Here is an 18,338-nt window from a genome sequence, read left to right on the forward strand (position 1 = left end):
GACGTCGCCGAGGCGGCTACGATAGGCCCCGCGGGGGGCGAGCCCCGCGGGGGGCGAGCCCCGCGCATCACGACCCGGACGGGACCGACCATGACCGACAACACAACGCCGCCCCCTCCGGCGGCCTCCTGGGTTCCGCTCACTTCCCGCGAACGACGGGTGGTGGGCGTGCTGGCCGAGAAGGCCAAGACGACGCCCGAATACTACCCGATGACCATCGCCGCCACCGTCTCGGGCTGCAACCAGAAGAGCAATCGCGACCCCGTCGTCGACTACGACGCCGACGACGTCGAGGATATTCTTACCGCCCTGCGGAAGAAGGGGGCGGCGATCCTCGTTGAGGCCGGCGGCCGAGTCCCGCGCTGGAAGCATACGCTCTACGACTGGCTGAAGGTCAGCAAGGTTGAGCTGTCCATCATCACCGAGCTGCTCCTCCGGGGCCCCCAGACCGAGGGGGACCTGCGGGCTCGAGCGAGCCGGATGGACAAGGACGCGCTCGCCGAACTCCCCGCGCTGCAAACCCACCTGGAAGCCCTCGCGGATCGCAACCTCGTCGTTTACCTGTCGCCCCGGGGCCAGAAGCGAGGGGTGATCGTCACGCACGGCCTGTATCCGCCCGATGAGCTGGAGAAGGTCCGGCAGGCCTACGCCAACATGGCACCGATCGACGACGAACCCGCGCCGCGGTCGGCGTCGCCTCGGGTCGATTCGTCCCCCGGCTGGCGCGACGAGGTCGCCGGCCTGCGAGCGGAGGTCGAGGAGCTTCGCGGTCGAATCGACACGCTAACCGCCGAGCTTCGCGAACTCCGGACCGCCCTCGGAGCCTGATGGAATGTCGACGCCCGAATCCGAAGAATCGCCGGGAATCCTCGAACCGTACTCCGAGCCCCCGCCTGCCGAGCCCCCGCCGCCGCTGCCGAAGCGCAGCGGCTGGAGGATGACGGCCCAGATCCCCAACGCCGGCCGCGAACCCTCGCCGGGCCTGACCGACGCCGAGGCCGAGGCTTCCTGGTGCGCCGTAACGGCTCCCTGGCATCCGGCCCTGCTGGCGAAGTCCGCCGCCCTGCCCCGGATCGAGTCGGTCGACGCCCCATCGTCGCCGGCCCGCGACGAGGTCCGCATCGTCGTCGACGGCCTGATGCACAGGCTCCCGTCGGGCTTCGCCCCCCAGGCCGCCGACTGCGGCGCCGTCCTGATCGAATCGGGCTCGGACCGCGACAAGACCATCGCCGAGCTTCTCGAACGCGTGGCAGCGCCGTCTGCGGAGACCCAACGACCGCACGCCGAGGACTTCCTGGCGCTCGGCCTGTCGCGTTGGCTGGTCCAGGACCTCATCACCGCGATGGGCCGTCCCGAGGCCATGAACGAGGAGATGCTGGCCCGCGAAGCCTTCGCCGCGGCCGACGCCTGGGTCGCCGGCGATTCCGAGGCGTCGGCAAGCCGGCTCAAGGCGGCCTTTGAAGTTCTCACCCAGGCGCGCGAAGCCGTCTACTCGATCGACGCCTACTTGATCGACATCTGCCTGCTGGACCCCGCCCTCCCCGCCGGCGCAGCGGCGTCCATGCTGGAGCCCCCCGTCCCGGTCACTTTCCTGGCGTCCGCCCAGGCGATCGAGGCCCAGGCGAAGCTGGACCCGGACGTCGTCCCCAAACTCGGCCAGGCGATCACCGATGGGCTCGTCGACGTGATCGGCGGCACGTACTCTGAGGCCGAGGACCCGCTCCTCCCCGTCGAATCGACCCTCTGGCAGTTCCGCAAAGGCGCTGAGGTCTACCGCGACAACCTGGACGAGCGCAACGTCGAAACCTACGCCCGACGGCGCTCCGGCCTCTGGCCGCAGGTCCCTCAGCTTTCGCGCAAGTTCGGCCACCGCTTCGCCGTCCATTTCGCCCTCGACGGCGGCCGGTTCCCGGTCCGTCGCGAGCCCAAGCGGCTCTGGGAAAGCCCGGAAGGATCGACTCTCGAGACGCTCTTCCGACTCCCCATCGCCGCCGACCGGCCGTCGCAGGGGCCGTTGTTCCCCTGGAAACTGGCCGCGACGATGCGCGCCGATCATGCCGCAACTGTCACCCTGATCCACTGGCCGGCGCCGACCGCCGGCTGGTATCGCGACCTGAGGCGGGCGTCGACGCACTCGCCGGTCCTCGCTCGCTGGGTGACGCTGGACGACTACTTCCAGCGCACCGATCGCCCCTACGAATCGTTCCGCCCCGAGCCCGACGACTACGGTTCGCCGTACCTCGCACAGGCGGCCGCCAGCCGCGAGCCTGCCGGGATTTCGCGGTTCTCGACCCACCACCGCCTCCGCGCCCGGCTCGAAGCCGTCCACTGGATGCGGACGATGTCCCGCGCCGTCTCCGCCTCCCAACCCGATGCGGTCGTCGACGCCGAGGCCGTTCGACTCGAACAGCGAGCCATCGAGGACGCCGAAGCTCTGCTGGAAACCCGCCGCTTCGAAGAAGCCGCGTCGGCGATTGACGCGCTCGAATCGGAATGGTCGCAGGCCCTGGCCCGGAGCATGAACGGCTCGGCCGAAGCGAAGCCCGACGCCCGGCCGGGGTTCCTCGTCTTCAACCCGCTGGCCGTCGCGCGGAAGGTCGCCGTGATCCTGCCGGGGGCCTCGCCGGACCTTCGCCCCGAGGGTCCGCTCGTCGCCGCGCAGCTCACCGACGAAGGGGTCGTCGCGGTCGTCGACCTCCCCGCCTTCGGCTTCGCCTGGGTGCCCCGCGACACCGATCCCGAGCGTCCCGCCGCCGAGGCGGGGCAGGTCTCGGCAAACGGTCGCGTGCTGAAGAACGAGAAGATCGAGGTCGAGTTCGACAAGGACACCGGCGGGATCCGCGGGATCATGGCGCATGGCGAGTCCACCGCCCGGCTCGGCCAGCAGGTCGTCGCGACCGGGCTGGGAACGGGGAACGACCGCGCGGTCGCCTCGCGGATGAAAGGTGAATCGTTCGAGGTCGAGTTCGCCGGCCCGGCGCTGGTGCAGGCGGTCTCGAAATCGGCCATCGTCGATCCGTCGTCGGGGACGACGGTCGCCAAGGTGGAGCAGCGATGCCGGCTCTGGGCCGGTCGTTCGGTCGTGGAACTGGACGTGAAGTTGAGCGACGTTGACGCCGACTGGGCGGCCCGCGCGGTCAAGGGCGATCCGTGGTCGAACCACCTCGCCTGCCGCTGGGCCTGGCCGGACTCCTCGTCGATGATCCGCCGCCTGACGTTCCTTTCCCCCGAGACGACTGATTCCGAGCGTCCCGAGACGCCCGACGCCGTCGACATCTCCACCCGCCGCCAGCGCACGGCCGTGGTCTTCGGCGGTCTGCCTTATCACAAGAAGGTCGGCCAGCGGATGCTGGATACGATCCTGGTCGCCGGATCGGAGCAGGCCCGCGAATTCCGCCTGGCCGTGGTCCTGGACGACGACCACCCGCACCGATCGGCGGCGAACTTCGTCACCCCGGCGGTCGTCGTCCCTTCGGATTTCGGCCCGCCCCCGGCCGGCGACCGCGGCTGGCTGATGAAGATCGACAGCCAGGCCCCGGCGGTCATCCACGTCGGCTTCACTCCCGAAACCTACGACAGCCGCGGCTGGGGGATCGACGTCCACCTTGTGGAAACCGTCGGCTACCATGCCCGCTGCCGGCTCCAGTTCTTCCGCCCCCCCACCTGGGCCCGCCAGTACGACCTCCAGGGCGAGTCCCAGGGAGACCTCTCCGTCGAAAATGACGCCGTCTGGCTCGACCTCATGGCCGGCGAGTTGTATCGGGTCGTGGTCGCCTTCGGCTGAGGTGGATTCCGACCGGCCCCTAAGAAACCCGTCGCTGCGCCGTTATGATTAAGGGCGTCACGTCGGCAGGGACGCCGCATGCGATCACGTCTGTCTCGCGCGAGGCCGTCATGAAAATGTCCACGCTCATCGTGCTCGCCGTCGCGGGTCTGCTGCTGCTCTTCGGCGCGTCCCGAGTCATGTCCGGCGCGGAGGGGCCTCCTGGGTCACGCCAGGCGGCTGACGCCCTCTTCAACCAGGGAAACTTCAAGGACGCCTACGAGGGCTACCGGGCACTCTCGCTCGCTCCGGGGACCAATCCGGCGGACGTCGAACATTCCCTCAAGCAGGGGATCGTCTGCCTGGACCGACTCGGTCGGTCGGCGGAATCGGACAAGTTCCTGGAGGCTGCTCTCGACGCGCGCAAGGGGGACGCCCGGATCGCGACGGCCGTGGCGGGCTGCTATCTGGAATCCGTCGCGCACGGAGGCTTCATCGTCGCCGGCGAGTTCACGCGGGGGCGTCCGCGACGACCTGAGGGGCGATACCTCGACGCGACGGAGCGGGACCGCGTCCGAGCCCTCCAACTGCTGAGCGCGGCGATTCCCGCCATGAAGCCGGACCCGGATCGAAACCGGGCCGGGAGGTTCTTCCTGCGCCTGGCCGAGGCTCTGGCCGAGAATCGAATTCCCGATCAGGCCTGGCGGCTCCAGACGCTGACCCCCCTCGACGTCCTCCCCGACTTCGACGAGTCATCCCCCCACTGGGGAGGCGAATCGACGGGAGCCCCCGTGAATCCCGACGGCTCCCCGGTCTACTTCCACACGCCGGACAGCTTTGAGAAAGCGGCCAACGACGGCGAACGCTGGCGATGGGCCCTGGCGCAGGCCGTCGAGGCCGACGCCGGGCTGCTCAACACCGCCCGCATCACCCTCGCCGCCTTTTTCCTCAGTCAGTTCGGCACGGAGACGATCGACGGGGACAACCCGGGGTTCCCGATCTTCGACGGCGACGACGACGACGACGGCGAGCCCGATCGGCCCGAGACGAGCATCTACGCCCTGGAAACGCTCCGCGACGACGAGACGGTCGCCCGGTTGGCCTCCGGCCTCAAGCGGTTCACGCTCCCCGACGAGTTCAATCCGATCAAGATCTACCAGGCGATCGTCGACGACCCCAGGACGGGCCAGGGCGAGGATGCGACCGTCGTGCTCGCCGAGATGTTCGAGAACCGCCGCCAGTTCTCCAAGGCCGCCGGCTACTGGAAGCTGGCCAAGGAGAAGTACGACGACAAGGACAAGAACTACCAGGCCCGCATCGACCAGATCGAGAAGCCCTGGGGCCGATTCGAAAGCACGATGACCCGCCCCGCCGGCCGCGGCGCGGAGCTCGATTTCAGCTTCCGGAACGGCCGCAAGGTCCGCTTCGAGGCTCAGCGGATCCTCGTCGACAAGCTGCTGAGTGACGTCAAGAATTACATCCGCAGCAAGCCGGCTCAGCTCGACTGGCAGCAGACGAACGTCAACGAGATCGGCGTTCGGCTCGTCTCGCAGAACGAGCGGCAGTATCTCGGCGAATCGATCGCGAAGTGGGAGTTGGATCTCGACCCTCCCGCGAACCATTTCGACCGCAGAATTTCCGTCGCCACGCCGCTTCAACAGGCCGGAGCCTACCTGGTGACGGCCCAGATGGAAGGGGGCAACGTCGGACGGATCATCGCCTGGCTGGACGACACGGCGCTCGTCCGCAAGCCGATGGGCGGCGGCTCGTTCTACTTCGCCGCCGACGCCCGCACCGGGGCTCCCGTCGCCGATGCGACGCTGGACCTCTTCGGCTGGCGCGTCATCCAGGTGGGGAACGGCAATCAGTTCACGGTCGACGTCAAGGAGGAGCGAGGCCGGACCGACGCCCAGGGCCAGCTCACCGCGGCAGTCGCGAACCCCGAGGGCAACGGGGGCCCGATGCAATGGCTGACCGTCGCCAGCACGCCCCAGGGCCGGCTCGCCTACATGGGCTTCTCGCCGATCTGGACTTTCAGGTCGCCTCGCGAGCGTTATGACGAGGTCAAGGTGATCGCCCTCACCGACCGCCCCGTCTATCGCCCCGGGAACACGGTGAAGTTCAAGTTCTGGGTCGCCCGCTCGCGCTACGACCAACCGGAAGCCTCCGAGTTCGCCGACCGCCCGTTCCGCGTCGAGATCCAGAATCCCAAGGGGGAGAAGGCCTACCAGAAGGAGCTGAGGGCCGACGCTCTCGGCGGAATCAGCGGCGAGTTCGAGTTGGCCTCCGACGCGACGCTCGGCCACTACTCGCTGATTCTTCCAGACCAGGGGGGCGGCGGGACGTTCCGCGTTGAGGAGTACAAGAAGCCCGAATTCCAGGTGAAGGTCGACGCCCCTTCGGATCCCGTCGCACTCGGCGAGAAGCTCAAGGCCACGATCAAGGCCGACTACTACTTCGGCGGCCCCGTGACTCAGGCGACGGTCAAGTACAAGGTCACGCGACGCTACGCCGACGACCGCTGGTTCCCGATCTCTCCGTGGGATTGGCTCTACGGCGCCGGCTACTGGTGGTTCGCGGCCGACGCTTCGTGGTATCCCGGCTGGAGTTCCTGGGGGATGCGAGCGCCGAGCCCCTGGTGGTGGCATCGGCCCGAGGGCCCGCCCGAGGTCGTCGCCGACGCCGAGGTCCCCATCGGCCCCGACGGCAAGGTCGAGGTCGAGATCGACACCGCCTTCGCCAAGGCCGCCCACCCCGACCACGACCACCGCTACGAGATCGAGGCCACCGTCACCGACCAGTCGCGTCGGGCCATCGACGGCTCGGGCGGCGTTCTCGTCTCGCGCAAGCCGTTCGCCGTTTACACCTGGGTCGACCGCGGCCACTACCTGGCCGGCGAGACGATCCAGGCGCAGGTCCGCGCCCAGACGCTCGACCGCAAGCCAGTCGTCGGCAAGGGGACGCTTCGGCTGCTCAAGGTGAGCTACGAGGCCGACGGCAAGCCCGTCGAAACCGAGGTCGAAAGCTGGCCGCTCGAACTGAACGCCGAGGGAGCCGCCTCGCAGGCGATCAAGGCCGCGCAGTCGGGGCAGTATCGGCTCTCCGCCAAGGTCGACGACGGCCACGGCCACACGATCGAGGGAGGCTACCTCGTCACGGTCGCCGGCCAGGGCTTCGAAGGGGCGAGCTATCGGTTCGCCGACCTGGAGGTCATCCCCGACAAGAAGGAGTACCGCCCCGGCGAGAAGATCCGGCTGATGCTCAACACCGACCGGGTCGACTCGACGGTCCTTCTCTTCGTCCGTCCGCTCAACGGCGTCTACTCCGCGCCGAGGACGGTGGCGATCCACGGCAAGTCGACCACGGTCGACCTGGAGGTCGCGACCGCCGACATGCCCAACCTGTTCGTCGAGGCCGTCACGATCTCCAACGGCAAGGTCCACATCCAGCCGCGCGAAATCGCCGTGCCTCCCGAATCGCGGGTGGTGAACGTCGATGTGAAGCCCGCCCAGGAGACGTACAAGCCCGGCCAGAAGGCGAAGCTCGCCCTCAAGCTAACCGGCCCCGACGGCGCCCCGTTCGTCGGCTCGACGGTGGTGGCGGTCTACGACAAGGCCGTTGAGTACATCTCGGGCGGCTCGAACGTCCCGCCGATCAAGGACGTCTTCTGGAAGTGGAAGCACTCGCACAACCCGCGAACGGAATCGAGCCTCTCGCGCCGATTCTCCAACCTGCTCAAGGACGGCGAAACGCCGATGGGGGACCTCGGCGCCAACGGCGGCGGCATGCCCTTCGGCTGGGGAGGTGGCGTGAGAGGATCGCGCATGATGATGATGAGGGCCGATGCCGCCCCCGCGCCGATGGCCGCTCCCGCCGCCGCCCCAATGATGCGCGGCATGGCGGGAGGCATGGGCGGCATGGGCGGGGCGATGCTCAAGGCCGAGGCCCCAGGAAGGGCCCTGAACATGGCCGCCGACACCGTCATCTCCGCCGACGCGTTCGACGGCGGCGAACCCGCCGGCCCGCAGCCCGTCGTCCGAACCAACTTCGCCGACACCGCCTTCTGGGCGGCCGCCGTCGAGGCCGGACCGGACGGGACGGCGACGGTTGAATTCCCCCTGCCCGACAGCCTCACGACCTGGAAGACGCGAGCCTGGACGATGGGCCCCGGCACCCGCGTCGGCCAGGCGGAGGGGGAGTTCATCGTCTCGAAGGATCTACTCGTCCGGCTTCAGGCGCCTCGGTTCTTCGTCCAGAAGGACGAGGTCGTTCTCTCGGCCGTCGTCCACAGCAAGCTCAAGGAGGCCAAGTCCGTCCTGGTCTCGCTGGAGTTGGACGGCAGCGTGCTTGAGCCGACGACCGAAACCTCGAAGACGATCGAGCTGGCCGCCGGCGGCGAGGCTCGCGTCGATTGGCGTGTGAAGGTCGCGCACGAGGGCCAGGCCGTCGTCCGCATGAAGGCCGTGGCCGACTCCGATTCCGACGCCGCCCAGATGACCTTCCCCGCCTACGTCCACGGCATGCTCAAGCTGGAAGCCGTCGCCGGCGCGATCCGACCCGATCAGGCCGAGGCCAAGGTCACGATCAAGGTCCCCGCCGACCGTCGCCCTGAGCAGACCCGGCTGGAGATCCGCTACTCGCCGACCCTCGCCGGGGCCCTCGTCGACGCCCTCCCCTACCTGGCGGACTACCCCTACGGCTGCACCGAGCAGACCCTCAACCGGTTCCTGCCCACGGTGATCACCCAGAAAATCCTCATCAACATGGGCCTGGATCTCAATGCGATCCACGCCGCCCACACCAACCTGAACGCCCAGCAGATCGGCCCCAACCGGCCGCTCTTCCAGCACGGCCCCGAGCCGAAGAATCCCGTCTTCGACTCGGCCGAGGTGTCCAGGATGGCCCGCGCGGGGCTGGACCGACTGGCCGAGATGCAGCTCTCCGACGGCGGCTGGGGCTGGTTCTCCGGCTTCGGCGAGCGCTCGTACGCCCACACCACGGCGCAGGTCGTCCACGGGCTGCAACTCGCTCGGGCCAACGACCAGGCCGTCCCGCCGCAGATGCTGGAACGGGGCGTCGCCTGGCTGACCTCCCATCAGGCCGAGCAGGTCCGCCTGCTCAAGAACGGGCTGACCGAAACCAAGCCCTACAAGAAGACGGCCGACGACCTGGACGCCCTGGTCTTCATGGTCCTCACCGACGCTGACGTGGCCAACGCGGACATGCTCGGCTTCCTGGACCGTGACCGCCCCGGTCTCTCGGTCTACGGCAAGTGCCTCTTCGGCCTGGCCCTGCACAAGCTCGGCGACGCCGACAAACTGGCCAAGGTGCTGCAAAACGTCTCGCAGTACGTGGTCGAGGACGAGGAGAATCAGACCGCCTACCTGAAGCTCCCCAGCCAGGGATACTGGTGGTACTGGTACGGCAGCGAGACCGAGTCCGACGCCTTCTACCTCAAGCTCCTGGCGCGGACCGACCCCAAGGGACGACTTGCCTCGCGACTCGCGAAGTACATCCTCAACAACCGCGAGCACGGCTCGTACTGGCGATCGACCCGAGACACCGCCTACAACGTCGAGGCCCTGGCCGACTTCCTCAAGGCCAGCGGCGAGGATCGCCCCGACCTGGCCGTCACAATCGCCGTTGACGGCAAGCCTTTCAAGGAGGTCTCGATCACCGCGGCGAACCTCTTCCGGTTCGACGCCTCCGTCGTCCTGCAAGGCGCCGACCTCGACTCGGGCGAGCACACGATCACCTTCACCAAGAAGGGGAACGGCCCGCTCTACTACAACACCTACCTGACCAACTTCACGATGGAAGACCCGATCACTCGGGCCGGCCTGGAGGTGAAGGTCGACCGCAAGGTCTACCGCCTGATCCGCGACGATAAGACCGCGGACGTCGCCGGCGGTCGCGGCCAGGCGGTCTCCCAACGCGTCGAGAAGTATCGCCGCGAACCCCTCGCCGACGGCGCGACTCTCAAGAGCGGCGACCTCGTCGAGGTCGAGCTGGAGATCGACTCCAAGAACGACTACGAGTACCTCGTCTTCGAGGACTTCAAGGCCGCCGGCTTCGAGCCCGTCGAGGTCCGCTCCGGCTACAACGGCAACGACATGCACGCCTACGTCGAGTTCCGCGACGAACGCGTCGCCTTCTTCACGCCGACTCTCTCGCGCGGCAAGCACTCAGTCGCCTACCGCCTGCGGGCCGAGATCCCCGGCAAGTTCCACGCCCTCCCCGCCCGAGGCGAGGCCATGTACGCCCCGGAACTGAAGGGCAACTCCGACGAGATTCGCCTGGAGGTCACGGACTGAATCCGGAGACCGCGTGCAACCGAGAACGATCGGCCCCGTCGGAGCCGCCCGCGAGAGGCGTCCGACGGGGCGTTTCGATCAGGTCAAGGGCTGTCCGTAGGCCGTCTTCCACTGGGGAGAAGCGGCCAGTTGCAACCCCAGGCGAGCGATCTCCTGCTCTTCTTCGGTTGAGAGCGGCCGAGCGTTGGCCACGGCGGCGACGGCCTTCTCCAACTCGGCGACGTTCTCCAGCCCCATGACGGCCACAGCCAGGCCGGGGATCGAGAGAGCGTAGCGGACGGCGCGCTCGTAGTGCTCGTCGTCCATCTTGAATCCCCCCTTCGGGCTCTTCGCTCCGCCGAGGACCTTCATCGCGACCAGACCCAGGTTCATGTGCTGGGCGCGCGACCAGACCTTGTGTTCGAAGTCGTAGGTGTGGCGAACCACGAAGTTCACGGCGTTCATCAGGACGTCGATCTCGCCCGAATCCATCGCCCGATGGAATCGAGTGGGGTGCAGATGCCCGCTCGCGCCGATGAACCGCACGACGCCCTGTTTCTTCGCCTCGCGGAGAGCCCCCATCGCTCCCTTGTCGCCAAAGACCATCGCGTCGTCGCCCCACACCTTGTCGTCGCCGAAGTTGTGCAGATGGACGAGGTCGACATGGTCCGTCTGGAGATGCTTGAGGCTCTGGCGCAACGAGTTCCAGGTCCCCTCATACGTGGCGTTCGGCGTCTTCGTCACGAGGAAGACCTTGTCCCGCAGTTCCTTGACCGCCGGCCCCATCTTCTCCTGGGCCGATCCATAAGCCGGGGCCGTGTCCAGGTAGTTGACGCCCAGCTCAAGCGCCCGGTGGAACATCGTCCGGACGTCATCGGGGGTGACGGTCTCGCGCTGGAGGTACGCGCAGCCGATCCCCAACTTCGACACCTTCGCGCCGGTCCGCCCCAGGACGACCTGGGGAATCGCGGCGGCCGGCGGATCGTCGGCCATCGTGCTGCTGGAGAAGGCCGCCGCGCCGCCGATCGCGGCTCCGGCTCTCACGAAACTCCGCCGGGAGATCGTCGGATCGTTCAGTCCCATCGCGCGGTCCTCAATGTTCGTGTGTCGACAGTTCCTCGATCCCCGTCAGGTTAATCGGCCGCTGGCTCGTCATCACTCCTTTTCCGCCGCGCCTTGAACTCTCCATGGGGATCCTGGCCTCAAAGATCGTCGCATCGCGCAGTCGACGGCGGGAGGAATCCGACCCGTCGCGGACAGGTCGCATCCTCCCGCCGTGTTGATGAACGCTGGTCCGCCGGGAGGTTCAGGCGAGGTCGAAACGGTCGAGGTTCATCACCTTGTTCCAGGCCGCGACGAAGTCCGTTACGAACTTCTTCTCGCCGTCGGAACTCCCATAAACCTCCGCCAGGGCGCGGAGCACGGAGTTCGACCCGAAGAGGAGGTCGATGCGGGTACCGGTCCACTTCGGCGCGCCGGTCTTGCGGTCGCGACCTTCAAACAGCTCGCATTCCTGCGAGGTCGGCTTCCACTCCGTCCCCATGTCGAGCAGGTTGACGAAGAAGTCGTTCGTCAACGAGCCCGGGCGTTGGGTGAAGACGCCATGGTTCGACCCACCGGCGTTGGCGCCCAGCACGCGCAGGCCGCCGATGAGCGCCGTCATCTCGGGCGCTGTCAGCGTAAGCAGTTGCGCCTTGTCGACCAGCAGCTTTTCGGAAGGGATGCTGTACTTCCCCTTGAGGTAGTTGCGGAAGCCGTCCGCGAACGGTTCGAGCACAGCGAACGACTCAACGTCGGTCTGCTCTGGCGAGGCGTCCATCCGCCCCGGCGAGAACGGAACCGTAACGTCATGACCGGCGTTCTTGGCGGCCTTTTCGACGCCCGCGCAACCGGCGAGCACGATCAGGTCGGCCAGCGATACCTTCTTACCGCCGGTCTGGGACTTGTTGAAGTCGGTCTGAACGCCCTCCAACGTCTTCAACACCTTCGCCAACTGAGAGGGATTGTTGACCGCCCAATCCTTCTGCGGCTCCAGTCGAATGCGTCCGCCGTTGGCCCCTCCGCGCTTGTCCGAGCCGCGGAAGGTGGACGCCGACGCCCAGGCGGTCGACACCAACTCCGAGACCGACAGCCCCGTCGCCAGGATTTTCGCCTTCAGCGCAGCGACGTCCTGGGCGTCGATCAAGGGGTGATCGACGGCCGGGATGGGATCCTGCCAGATGAGCTCCTCGGCGGGGACCTCGGGGCCGAGATAGCGGGCGCGGGGCCCCATGTCGCGGTGCGTCAGCTTGAACCAGGCGCGGGCGAAGGCGTCCTCGAACTGGTCGGGGTTCTCCATGAACCGGCGTGCGATCTTCTCGTAGTCGGGGTCGGCCTTCAGGGAGAGGTCGGTGGTCAGCATGGAAGGCGCGATCCGCTTCGAGGGATCAAACGCATGGGGGACGGTCCCCGCGCCCGCGCCGTTCTTGGGCTGCCACTGGTGGGCGCCGGCCGGGCTCTTGGTGAGTTCCCAGTCGTAGTCGAAGAGGTTCCGAAGGAAGCCGACGCCCCATTGCGTGGGGGTCGTATTCCAGGTGACCTCCAGGCCGCTGGTGGTCGCGTCGGCGCCTTTCCCGGTGCCAAAGCTGTTCGCCCAGCCGCAGCCCTGCAACTCAAGCCCGGCCGCTTCCGGCTCGGGGCCGACGTCGGTCGCGGGGCCCGCGCCGTGGGTCTTGCCGAAGGTGTGGCCGCCGGCGATCAGCGCGACGGTTTCCTCATCGTTCATGGCCATGCGAGCGAAGGTCTCGCGGATGTCACGGATCGCGGCGACGGGGTCTGGGTTCCCGTTCGGTCCCTCGGGATTCACGTAGATCAGGCCCATCTGCACGGCGGCCAGAGGGTTCTCCAGGTCGCGGTCGCCGGTGTACCGAGCGTCGCCCAGCCAGGTCTTCTCAACGCCCCAGTAGACGTCGCGGTCCGGCTCCCAGGTGTCCTCGCGGCCGCCGCCAAACCCGAACGTCTTGACCCCCATCGTCTCCAGGGCGACGTTCCCCGTGAGGATCATCAGGTCGGCCCACGAGATCTTACGCCCGTACTTCTGCTTGATCGGCCAGAGGAGCCGACGGGCCTTGTCCAGGCTGACGTTGTCGGGCCAACTGTTGAGGGGCGCGAACCGCTGCTGGCCCCTACCCCCGCCGCCGCGACCGTCGGCGATGCGGTACGTCCCCGCGGCATGCCAGGCCATCCGGATGAACAGCGGGCCGTAGTGGCCGAAGTCCGCCGGCCACCAGTCCTGGGAGTCCGTCATCAGCCTTGCGAGGTCGGCCTTCACCGCCGCCAGGTCGAGGGTCTTGAACTCGGCCGGGTAGTCGAAATCCTCGCCCATCGGGTCGGACTTCGAGGAATGCTGATTCAGAAGGTCAAGCCGCAACTCGTTCGGCCACCAGTCGCGATTCGACATGCCGCCGCCGGCGACATGTTGGAACGGGCATTTCGTTTCGACGGCCACGTGATTTCTCCAGTGCTGGAAGAGGCGACGTTTCAGAAATCACCGCTTCCTCACATGCCCATAACATGTGAAGAATCCAAGCAAGCCGCTGGAGCGTGGCGGGCCGAAAAAGTCAGCCAGGAGTCGGTCGCCCCACGAAACCAACGACCGAAAAGCGTGAAGCATCGACAACGTCGGCGACAGGGCCGACGGTCCTGATTCTGGCCCTGCCGTCAGGTGAAAACAAGAGACCGGCCGAGCATCCTGGTCTGCGTCGCGTCCAGTCCCGCCCAGATCTCAGCCGTAGAGGTTTCGCGACAGGAACTCGTTGCGGAACTTGCCGCGAGGGTCGTACTTCGCAGCCAGATTCTTGAAATCTCCCAGCCGTTCGTATCGCGATTGGAGGACCGCCGGCTCGATCGTGAACAACTTGCCCCAGTGGGGACGGACCTTGTATGGCGACAGTTCCTTCTCGATCAACGGCAACAGCCCGAGGACGGCGTCCCATTCCGGCTTCCAGGTGAAGTGGATGGCGACGCTCGGCTGCTTGTAGCAGGGGCTGAGCCAGAGGTCGTCGGCGTCGATCGTGCGGATCTCCGAGATGAAGAGATGGGGCGTAATCCGGTCGCGCAGCCGCTCGATCGCGAGGATGGCGTCGACCGCGTTCTCGCGGGGGACGAAATACTCGGCTTGAAGCTCCTTGCCGCTGCTGGGCGTGAAGCCCATGCGGAAATGCGGCAGACGGTCGTACCAGGGACCGGGAACGCCCATCTGCTCCGTGCAGTTCTCGGCGGAGAGTTCGACGATCGGATGCAGGTTGCGGGTTGCGCGCGTCGCTCCGTAACGCGTCAGGTCCGCCGCCGCGATTCCTCCATCCACACGACGCTTCACCCAGACTTCGGAGATCCGCCCCTTCTGCCAGTCGGTGAACAGGCTCACGCTGTAGGCGGCCGACATGACGGCGTCGAAGTGCTCCGAGAGCTGCGCTGTGGGGAGGTTCTCATACACCTCCTGGCTTACCTGGAAGGTCGGCTCAACGTCCAGCGTGACCTTCGTCACGACGCCGAGAGCGCCGAGATGGACGACCGCGCCGGGGAAGGCCTCGCCGTCCTTCGCTCGGGAGATCGTCACCAGATCGCCGTCGGGCGTAACCAACTCCATCCCCGAAACGGCCTTGGACAGGTTCCCGTTGCCGACGCCCGAGCCGTGCGTCGCGGTGGCGCAGGCCCCCGCAACCGAGATGTGCGGCAGCGAGGCCAGGTTATGGAGCGCAAACCCCTTCTCATGGAGATACGGCCCGAGCTGGCCGTAGGTCATGCCGGCCTCGATCGTCACGGTCTTCGCCGTTGGGTCGAGCGAGACCACCTGGTCCATCGGCTTGACCGAGACGAGGGCGTGCGAGCTGTCGGCGATCGTGTTGAAGCAATGACGCGTGCCGAGCGTCCGCATGGAATCATGAGTCCGGACGTACTCGCGGACCTTCTCCACCGAATCGAAGACGACCAGGTTGTCGGTGCTGTACCGAAGATTTCCGGCCCAGTTGGTGAGCCCGCCCGCCGGTGGAGGCGCGCCCCCCTCTCCACCAAAGAGACTCCGCAGGGAAGTCGCGCCCATGATCGCCGCCCCCAGCCCGAGAAACGTCCGCTTGTTCATAATACGATCTTCCTTTCCGACGAACGCCGACGAGCTACAGACACGATCGCAGACCCGACGGGGGCCAAGGTGTGAAAAGGGCCGTCAAGCGGGTCGAATCGATGGAACACGACCTTCGGTGCATGCTCTGCCTGGCTCCATGCTCGTCTCATGGAAGCCGACTTCAGCTCCTCACTTGCTAGAGGGCAGCTCCAGCCGCAGCAGAGAGACCCCTTGACGCGGAAGGCTCATCTGAAGCCCCAGGACGCCGCCGTCGATGCGATGCCAATCCGGCGGCTCCACCAGCGCGAGGCCCGAGGCTCGCAGCAACGCGGCGTGCTGTTCCGGCGAGGGTTGTGCGGGAGAGCCCATCTGCTTCCACGCCTCGTAAGCGTTGCCGTGATCGGCGTCCACGCGGTAGTGGTGCAGGAGCGTGGGGTTTGCCGAGACGGGGAGACCGCTGATCTCCAAAGCGACTTCGGCAGGCGGGCCGGGAACGTCGTCGTCATGGTAGTGCCAGATCATGACGGAGACGGAGCGATCGTCGCGCGAAGCCAGCGCCGAGACGTCGGGAGCGCCCCGAACGCCGTCGCGGAGGATGGCGTCGAGACCGACCTCCGACGTGCTGAAAGCCGGCAGCCGACGGTCCCCCATCAGGCTGAACATCCGGAAGACGTTTAGCGCGGGGAGGTCGACGCCGTTGGTCGCCAGGGCGCGGAAGCCGGCGAAATAGGGCTGGTCCTCGAACTCGAAGGCCCAGGTGAGGGCGCCCTCGAGGTTCACCCCTGTCCGCTCGGCGAGGTCGTGCTTGCGGGCGAAGACGGCGGCCGTGTAGCTGGAGTACATCGTGCCGCTGCGGTAGCCGAAACGAGGCCCCTGGCAGGCTGCGCAGCCTTCGGGGTCGGACTCGCCGATGACGATCGGCTTATCCTTCAGCTCGGGAAAGGACGCCACGATCCGGAAGCCGTCCTGGATGGTCCGCAACTGCTCGGCGATCCCCATCCGAACGTGGCCGTCGACCACGGTGGGCGCCCCCTTGGCGTGGAACGAGACGAAGTCGATGGGCGTGCCGACCTGACCCGTCGCATGGTTCCTGCCGCGCAGGCAGTGCTCCAGGAACTCGCGAGTCCATCGCCCGCCGCTGCCGGCGGAATCGGGGCCGCCGACGCGAGCCGTCGGCAACGCCCGCTTGATGGCGTCGACGGTGTAGTCGTGGAGCTTCTGGAACTCCTCGGGCGTGCCCCGCCAGTAGCCGATGTTCGCCTCGTTCCAGGTCTCCCAGTACCACGATTCAACCTCGGCCCGACCGTAGGTTTCGACGCAGTGCCGGGCCCACTGGTAGACCAGTTCGGCCCACTTCGCATAGTCCTTCGGTGGATAGGCCCAGCCGGTGAAGACCTCGTCGTACTTCGCGGTGGGCGTCCAGTGATGCTGGTACGGCTCCGGCCGGATCGACATCTCCCGGGGCATGAATCCGACCTGCACATAGGGCTTGACCCCGTTCTCCAGGTAGACGCCGAAGATCCGATCGACGATCGACCAGTCGTACTTCGGATTCCCCTGGGCGTCTTCCGAGTAGGCCCCCGTCGATCCCCACTTGAGGGCGGGCGTGCCGTCGCCGGAGGTCAGCAGGTTGTGGGCTCGAAAATAGACCGAGCCAGGTCGGAGCCGGCCAAGCTCGCCGACGAGCTTCCGGCCGTCTTTCATATAGGCGTAGTTCGGCTCATCCGCCCCGAAGAACCGCCAGATCGGCGGCAACGCCCCGCGCGGCTTTGAAGCGTCGACGCGGACCTGCACCGGAAACCCGGCCGGCAGGTCGTCGGCCCCCCGAGAGATCGAAGCAGCCAGGACCGACAACCCGGCGAACACCCAGCCGATTCCGCGGATCATCCTCGCCTCCTCACCCGGGCGGCACGACTTCGACGAACGCCGACCTTTCCAACACGGTAGCACTCCCGAGGAGGTGCAAGAAGTGCGGAGGACCTGTTCAACGACGACTTACCGATGACTCCGCCTTTCCCGATCCGATGTCGGGCGCGCTCCGTGAGCGGATGTGAGGCGATCGAGAGTCCGGCGGAAGCTAGACAGTCTTCTTCACGAGACCGATCGCGAAAAGCAGAATGACGGCTCCCAGAGTCCCACCGACGATCTCGTTGAGCATCGCCGAGTTCAGGAAGTTGAAACTCCCGAAGAGAACGCCGAAGAGGAGCGAGCCGACGATCCCCACGACAATGTTGCCGACCGTGCCGAAGCCGTGCCCTTTCACGATCTGGCCGGCGAGGTAGCCGGCGATTGCACCGATGAGCAGCGCGAGCAACAACCCTAACACATCGATGTTCATGTTAGCTGACTCCGATCGCGTCTGAGTGTCATGATGCTCGCGGCGACGGCGTCGCCGCACGTGATATCGGCTCGAGTCGCCTTACCGGAGATCTCAGGGGCCACGCTCGACGAACGCCAGACGCGCGCCCGATCGTCGACGAGCGTGTCAGGGTTTCGAGGCTAGTACCCGGTTGGGAACCGCCGCGAACCTCCGCTCACAGCCCCGACCGCGGCCCCGCAGCCGCATGTCCGCCAAGCGCCTGTCCCACCACGGCGCCTCTTGCAGCGCCGCCTGCCGCTGTTTGCGCGGGGGCTCGGCCCGCGACGGCGCCGAGGGCGGCACCTCTCGCCGCGCCGCCGCCCAGGGCGGCTCCAGCCACGGCTCCACGAGCGGCCCCACCGACGGCCGTGTCCGCGGGTCCAGAACCCGCCACTGCGCCGAGAGCAGCTCCCTTCGCGGCCGATCCGCCGAGTGCGGCGCCGGCTGCGGCCCCTCTCACGGCGCTGCCGGCTGCCGTCTGCGCGGGAGCGGCGCCCGCCACTGCCCCAAGTGCGGCGCCCTGGGCCGCCGATCCGCCGACCGCAGCGCCGGCGACGGCTCCTCGGGCGGCGCCGCCCGCTGCCGTTTGCGCAGGGGCCCCGCCTGCCACCGCGCCGATCGCGGCGCCTTTGGCCGCGCCGCCTTGGCCCCCGAGCGCGGCGCCGGCGACAGCGCCTCGGGCGGCCCCACCCAGACCTTGAGCCTTGACGGGAACGTCCACAGCGAACACGAATCCCCACACGACCGGAATCAGGATTCCACAAGCATGAACTCGGGTCATGGCGTCGTACTCCTCATGATCTTGGATCGGAAGGTCTTCGC

Annotated in this window: 9 protein-coding genes; 3 read left to right on the plus strand and 6 right to left on the minus strand. The window is 67.3% G+C overall.

Annotated elements, in window-relative coordinates:
- Positions 1 to 90 precede the first annotated feature (90 nt).
- From G5C50_RS05095 to G5C50_RS05105, 3 genes are all read left to right on the plus strand, one after another.
- A complete protein-coding gene (locus G5C50_RS05095) occupies positions 91 to 828 on the plus strand; it encodes a YceH family protein (RefSeq protein ID WP_165065951.1) in 738 nt (245 codons plus the stop codon).
- A gap of 4 nt (positions 829 to 832) precedes the next feature.
- A complete protein-coding gene (locus tag G5C50_RS05100) occupies positions 833 to 3,784 on the plus strand; it encodes a polysaccharide deacetylase family protein (RefSeq protein ID WP_165065954.1) in 2,952 nt (983 codons plus the stop codon).
- A gap of 110 nt (positions 3,785 to 3,894) precedes the next feature.
- The gene (locus tag G5C50_RS05105) at positions 3,895 to 10,077 is read left to right on the plus strand and encodes an alpha-2-macroglobulin family protein (RefSeq protein ID WP_165065957.1); all 6,183 of its coding nucleotides are present in this window, start codon (positions 3,895 to 3,897) and stop codon (positions 10,075 to 10,077) included.
- Between the two features lie 78 nt (positions 10,078 to 10,155).
- On the opposite strand, the gene G5C50_RS05110 is transcribed toward G5C50_RS05105, so the two are convergent.
- The 6 genes from G5C50_RS05110 to G5C50_RS05135 all read right to left on the minus strand — a co-directional run bounded on the left by G5C50_RS05110 (position 10,156) and on the right by G5C50_RS05135 (position 18,297).
- Entirely contained in the window at positions 10,156 to 11,139 is a 984-nt protein-coding gene (locus G5C50_RS05110; protein WP_165065960.1) for an aldo/keto reductase, read from the minus strand.
- Between the two features lie 223 nt (positions 11,140 to 11,362).
- A complete protein-coding gene (katG, locus tag G5C50_RS05115) occupies positions 11,363 to 13,543 on the minus strand; it encodes a catalase/peroxidase HPI (RefSeq protein WP_165065963.1) in 2,181 nt (726 codons plus the stop codon).
- A 276-nt stretch (positions 13,544 to 13,819) separates the two neighbouring features.
- The gene (locus tag G5C50_RS05120) at positions 13,820 to 15,175 is read right to left on the minus strand and encodes a D-arabinono-1,4-lactone oxidase (protein WP_165065966.1); all 1,356 of its coding nucleotides are present in this window, start codon (positions 15,173 to 15,175) and stop codon (positions 13,820 to 13,822) included.
- 171 nt (positions 15,176 to 15,346) lie between these two features.
- Entirely contained in the window at positions 15,347 to 17,044 is a 1,698-nt protein-coding gene (locus G5C50_RS05125; protein WP_165065969.1) for a GH39 family glycosyl hydrolase, read from the minus strand.
- A gap of 190 nt (positions 17,045 to 17,234) precedes the next feature.
- Positions 17,235 to 17,495 carry a GlsB/YeaQ/YmgE family stress response membrane protein gene (locus G5C50_RS05130; protein WP_165065972.1) on the minus strand — a complete coding sequence of 87 codons (261 nt, stop codon included), beginning with the start codon at positions 17,493 to 17,495 and terminating at the stop codon, positions 17,235 to 17,237.
- Between the two features lie 196 nt (positions 17,496 to 17,691).
- Positions 17,692 to 18,297 (minus strand): hypothetical protein, encoded by a 606-nt coding sequence (locus G5C50_RS05135; RefSeq protein WP_165065975.1) that lies wholly within the window; start codon positions 18,295 to 18,297, stop codon positions 17,692 to 17,694.
- Between the last annotated feature and the right edge of the window lie 41 nt (positions 18,298 to 18,338).

Origin of the sequence: Paludisphaera rhizosphaerae (assembly GCF_011065895.1) — a bacterium.
Taxonomy (GTDB): Bacteria; Planctomycetota; Planctomycetia; order Isosphaerales; family Isosphaeraceae; genus Paludisphaera; species Paludisphaera rhizosphaerae.

What these genes read in the sequence shown, in the direction of transcription:
- G5C50_RS05125 (WP_165065969.1), bottom strand. Translation starts at nt 17,044, where the DNA reads ATGATCCGCGGAATCGGCTGGGTGTTCGCCGGGTTGTCGGTCCTGGCT.
- G5C50_RS05135 (WP_165065975.1), bottom strand. Translation starts at nt 18,297, where the DNA reads ATGACCCGAGTTCATGCTTGTGGAATCCTGATTCCGGTCGTGTGGGGA.
- G5C50_RS05110 (WP_165065960.1), bottom strand. Translation starts at nt 11,139, where the DNA reads ATGGGACTGAACGATCCGACGATCTCCCGGCGGAGTTTCGTGAGAGCC.
- G5C50_RS05100 (WP_165065954.1), top strand. Translation starts at nt 833, where the DNA reads ATGTCGACGCCCGAATCCGAAGAATCGCCGGGAATCCTCGAACCGTAC.
- G5C50_RS05120 (WP_165065966.1), bottom strand. Translation starts at nt 15,175, where the DNA reads ATGAACAAGCGGACGTTTCTCGGGCTGGGGGCGGCGATCATGGGCGCG.
- G5C50_RS05095 (WP_165065951.1), top strand. Translation starts at nt 91, where the DNA reads ATGACCGACAACACAACGCCGCCCCCTCCGGCGGCCTCCTGGGTTCCG.
- G5C50_RS05105 (WP_165065957.1), top strand. Translation starts at nt 3,895, where the DNA reads ATGAAAATGTCCACGCTCATCGTGCTCGCCGTCGCGGGTCTGCTGCTG.
- G5C50_RS05130 (WP_165065972.1), bottom strand. Translation starts at nt 17,495, where the DNA reads ATGAACATCGATGTGTTAGGGTTGTTGCTCGCGCTGCTCATCGGTGCA.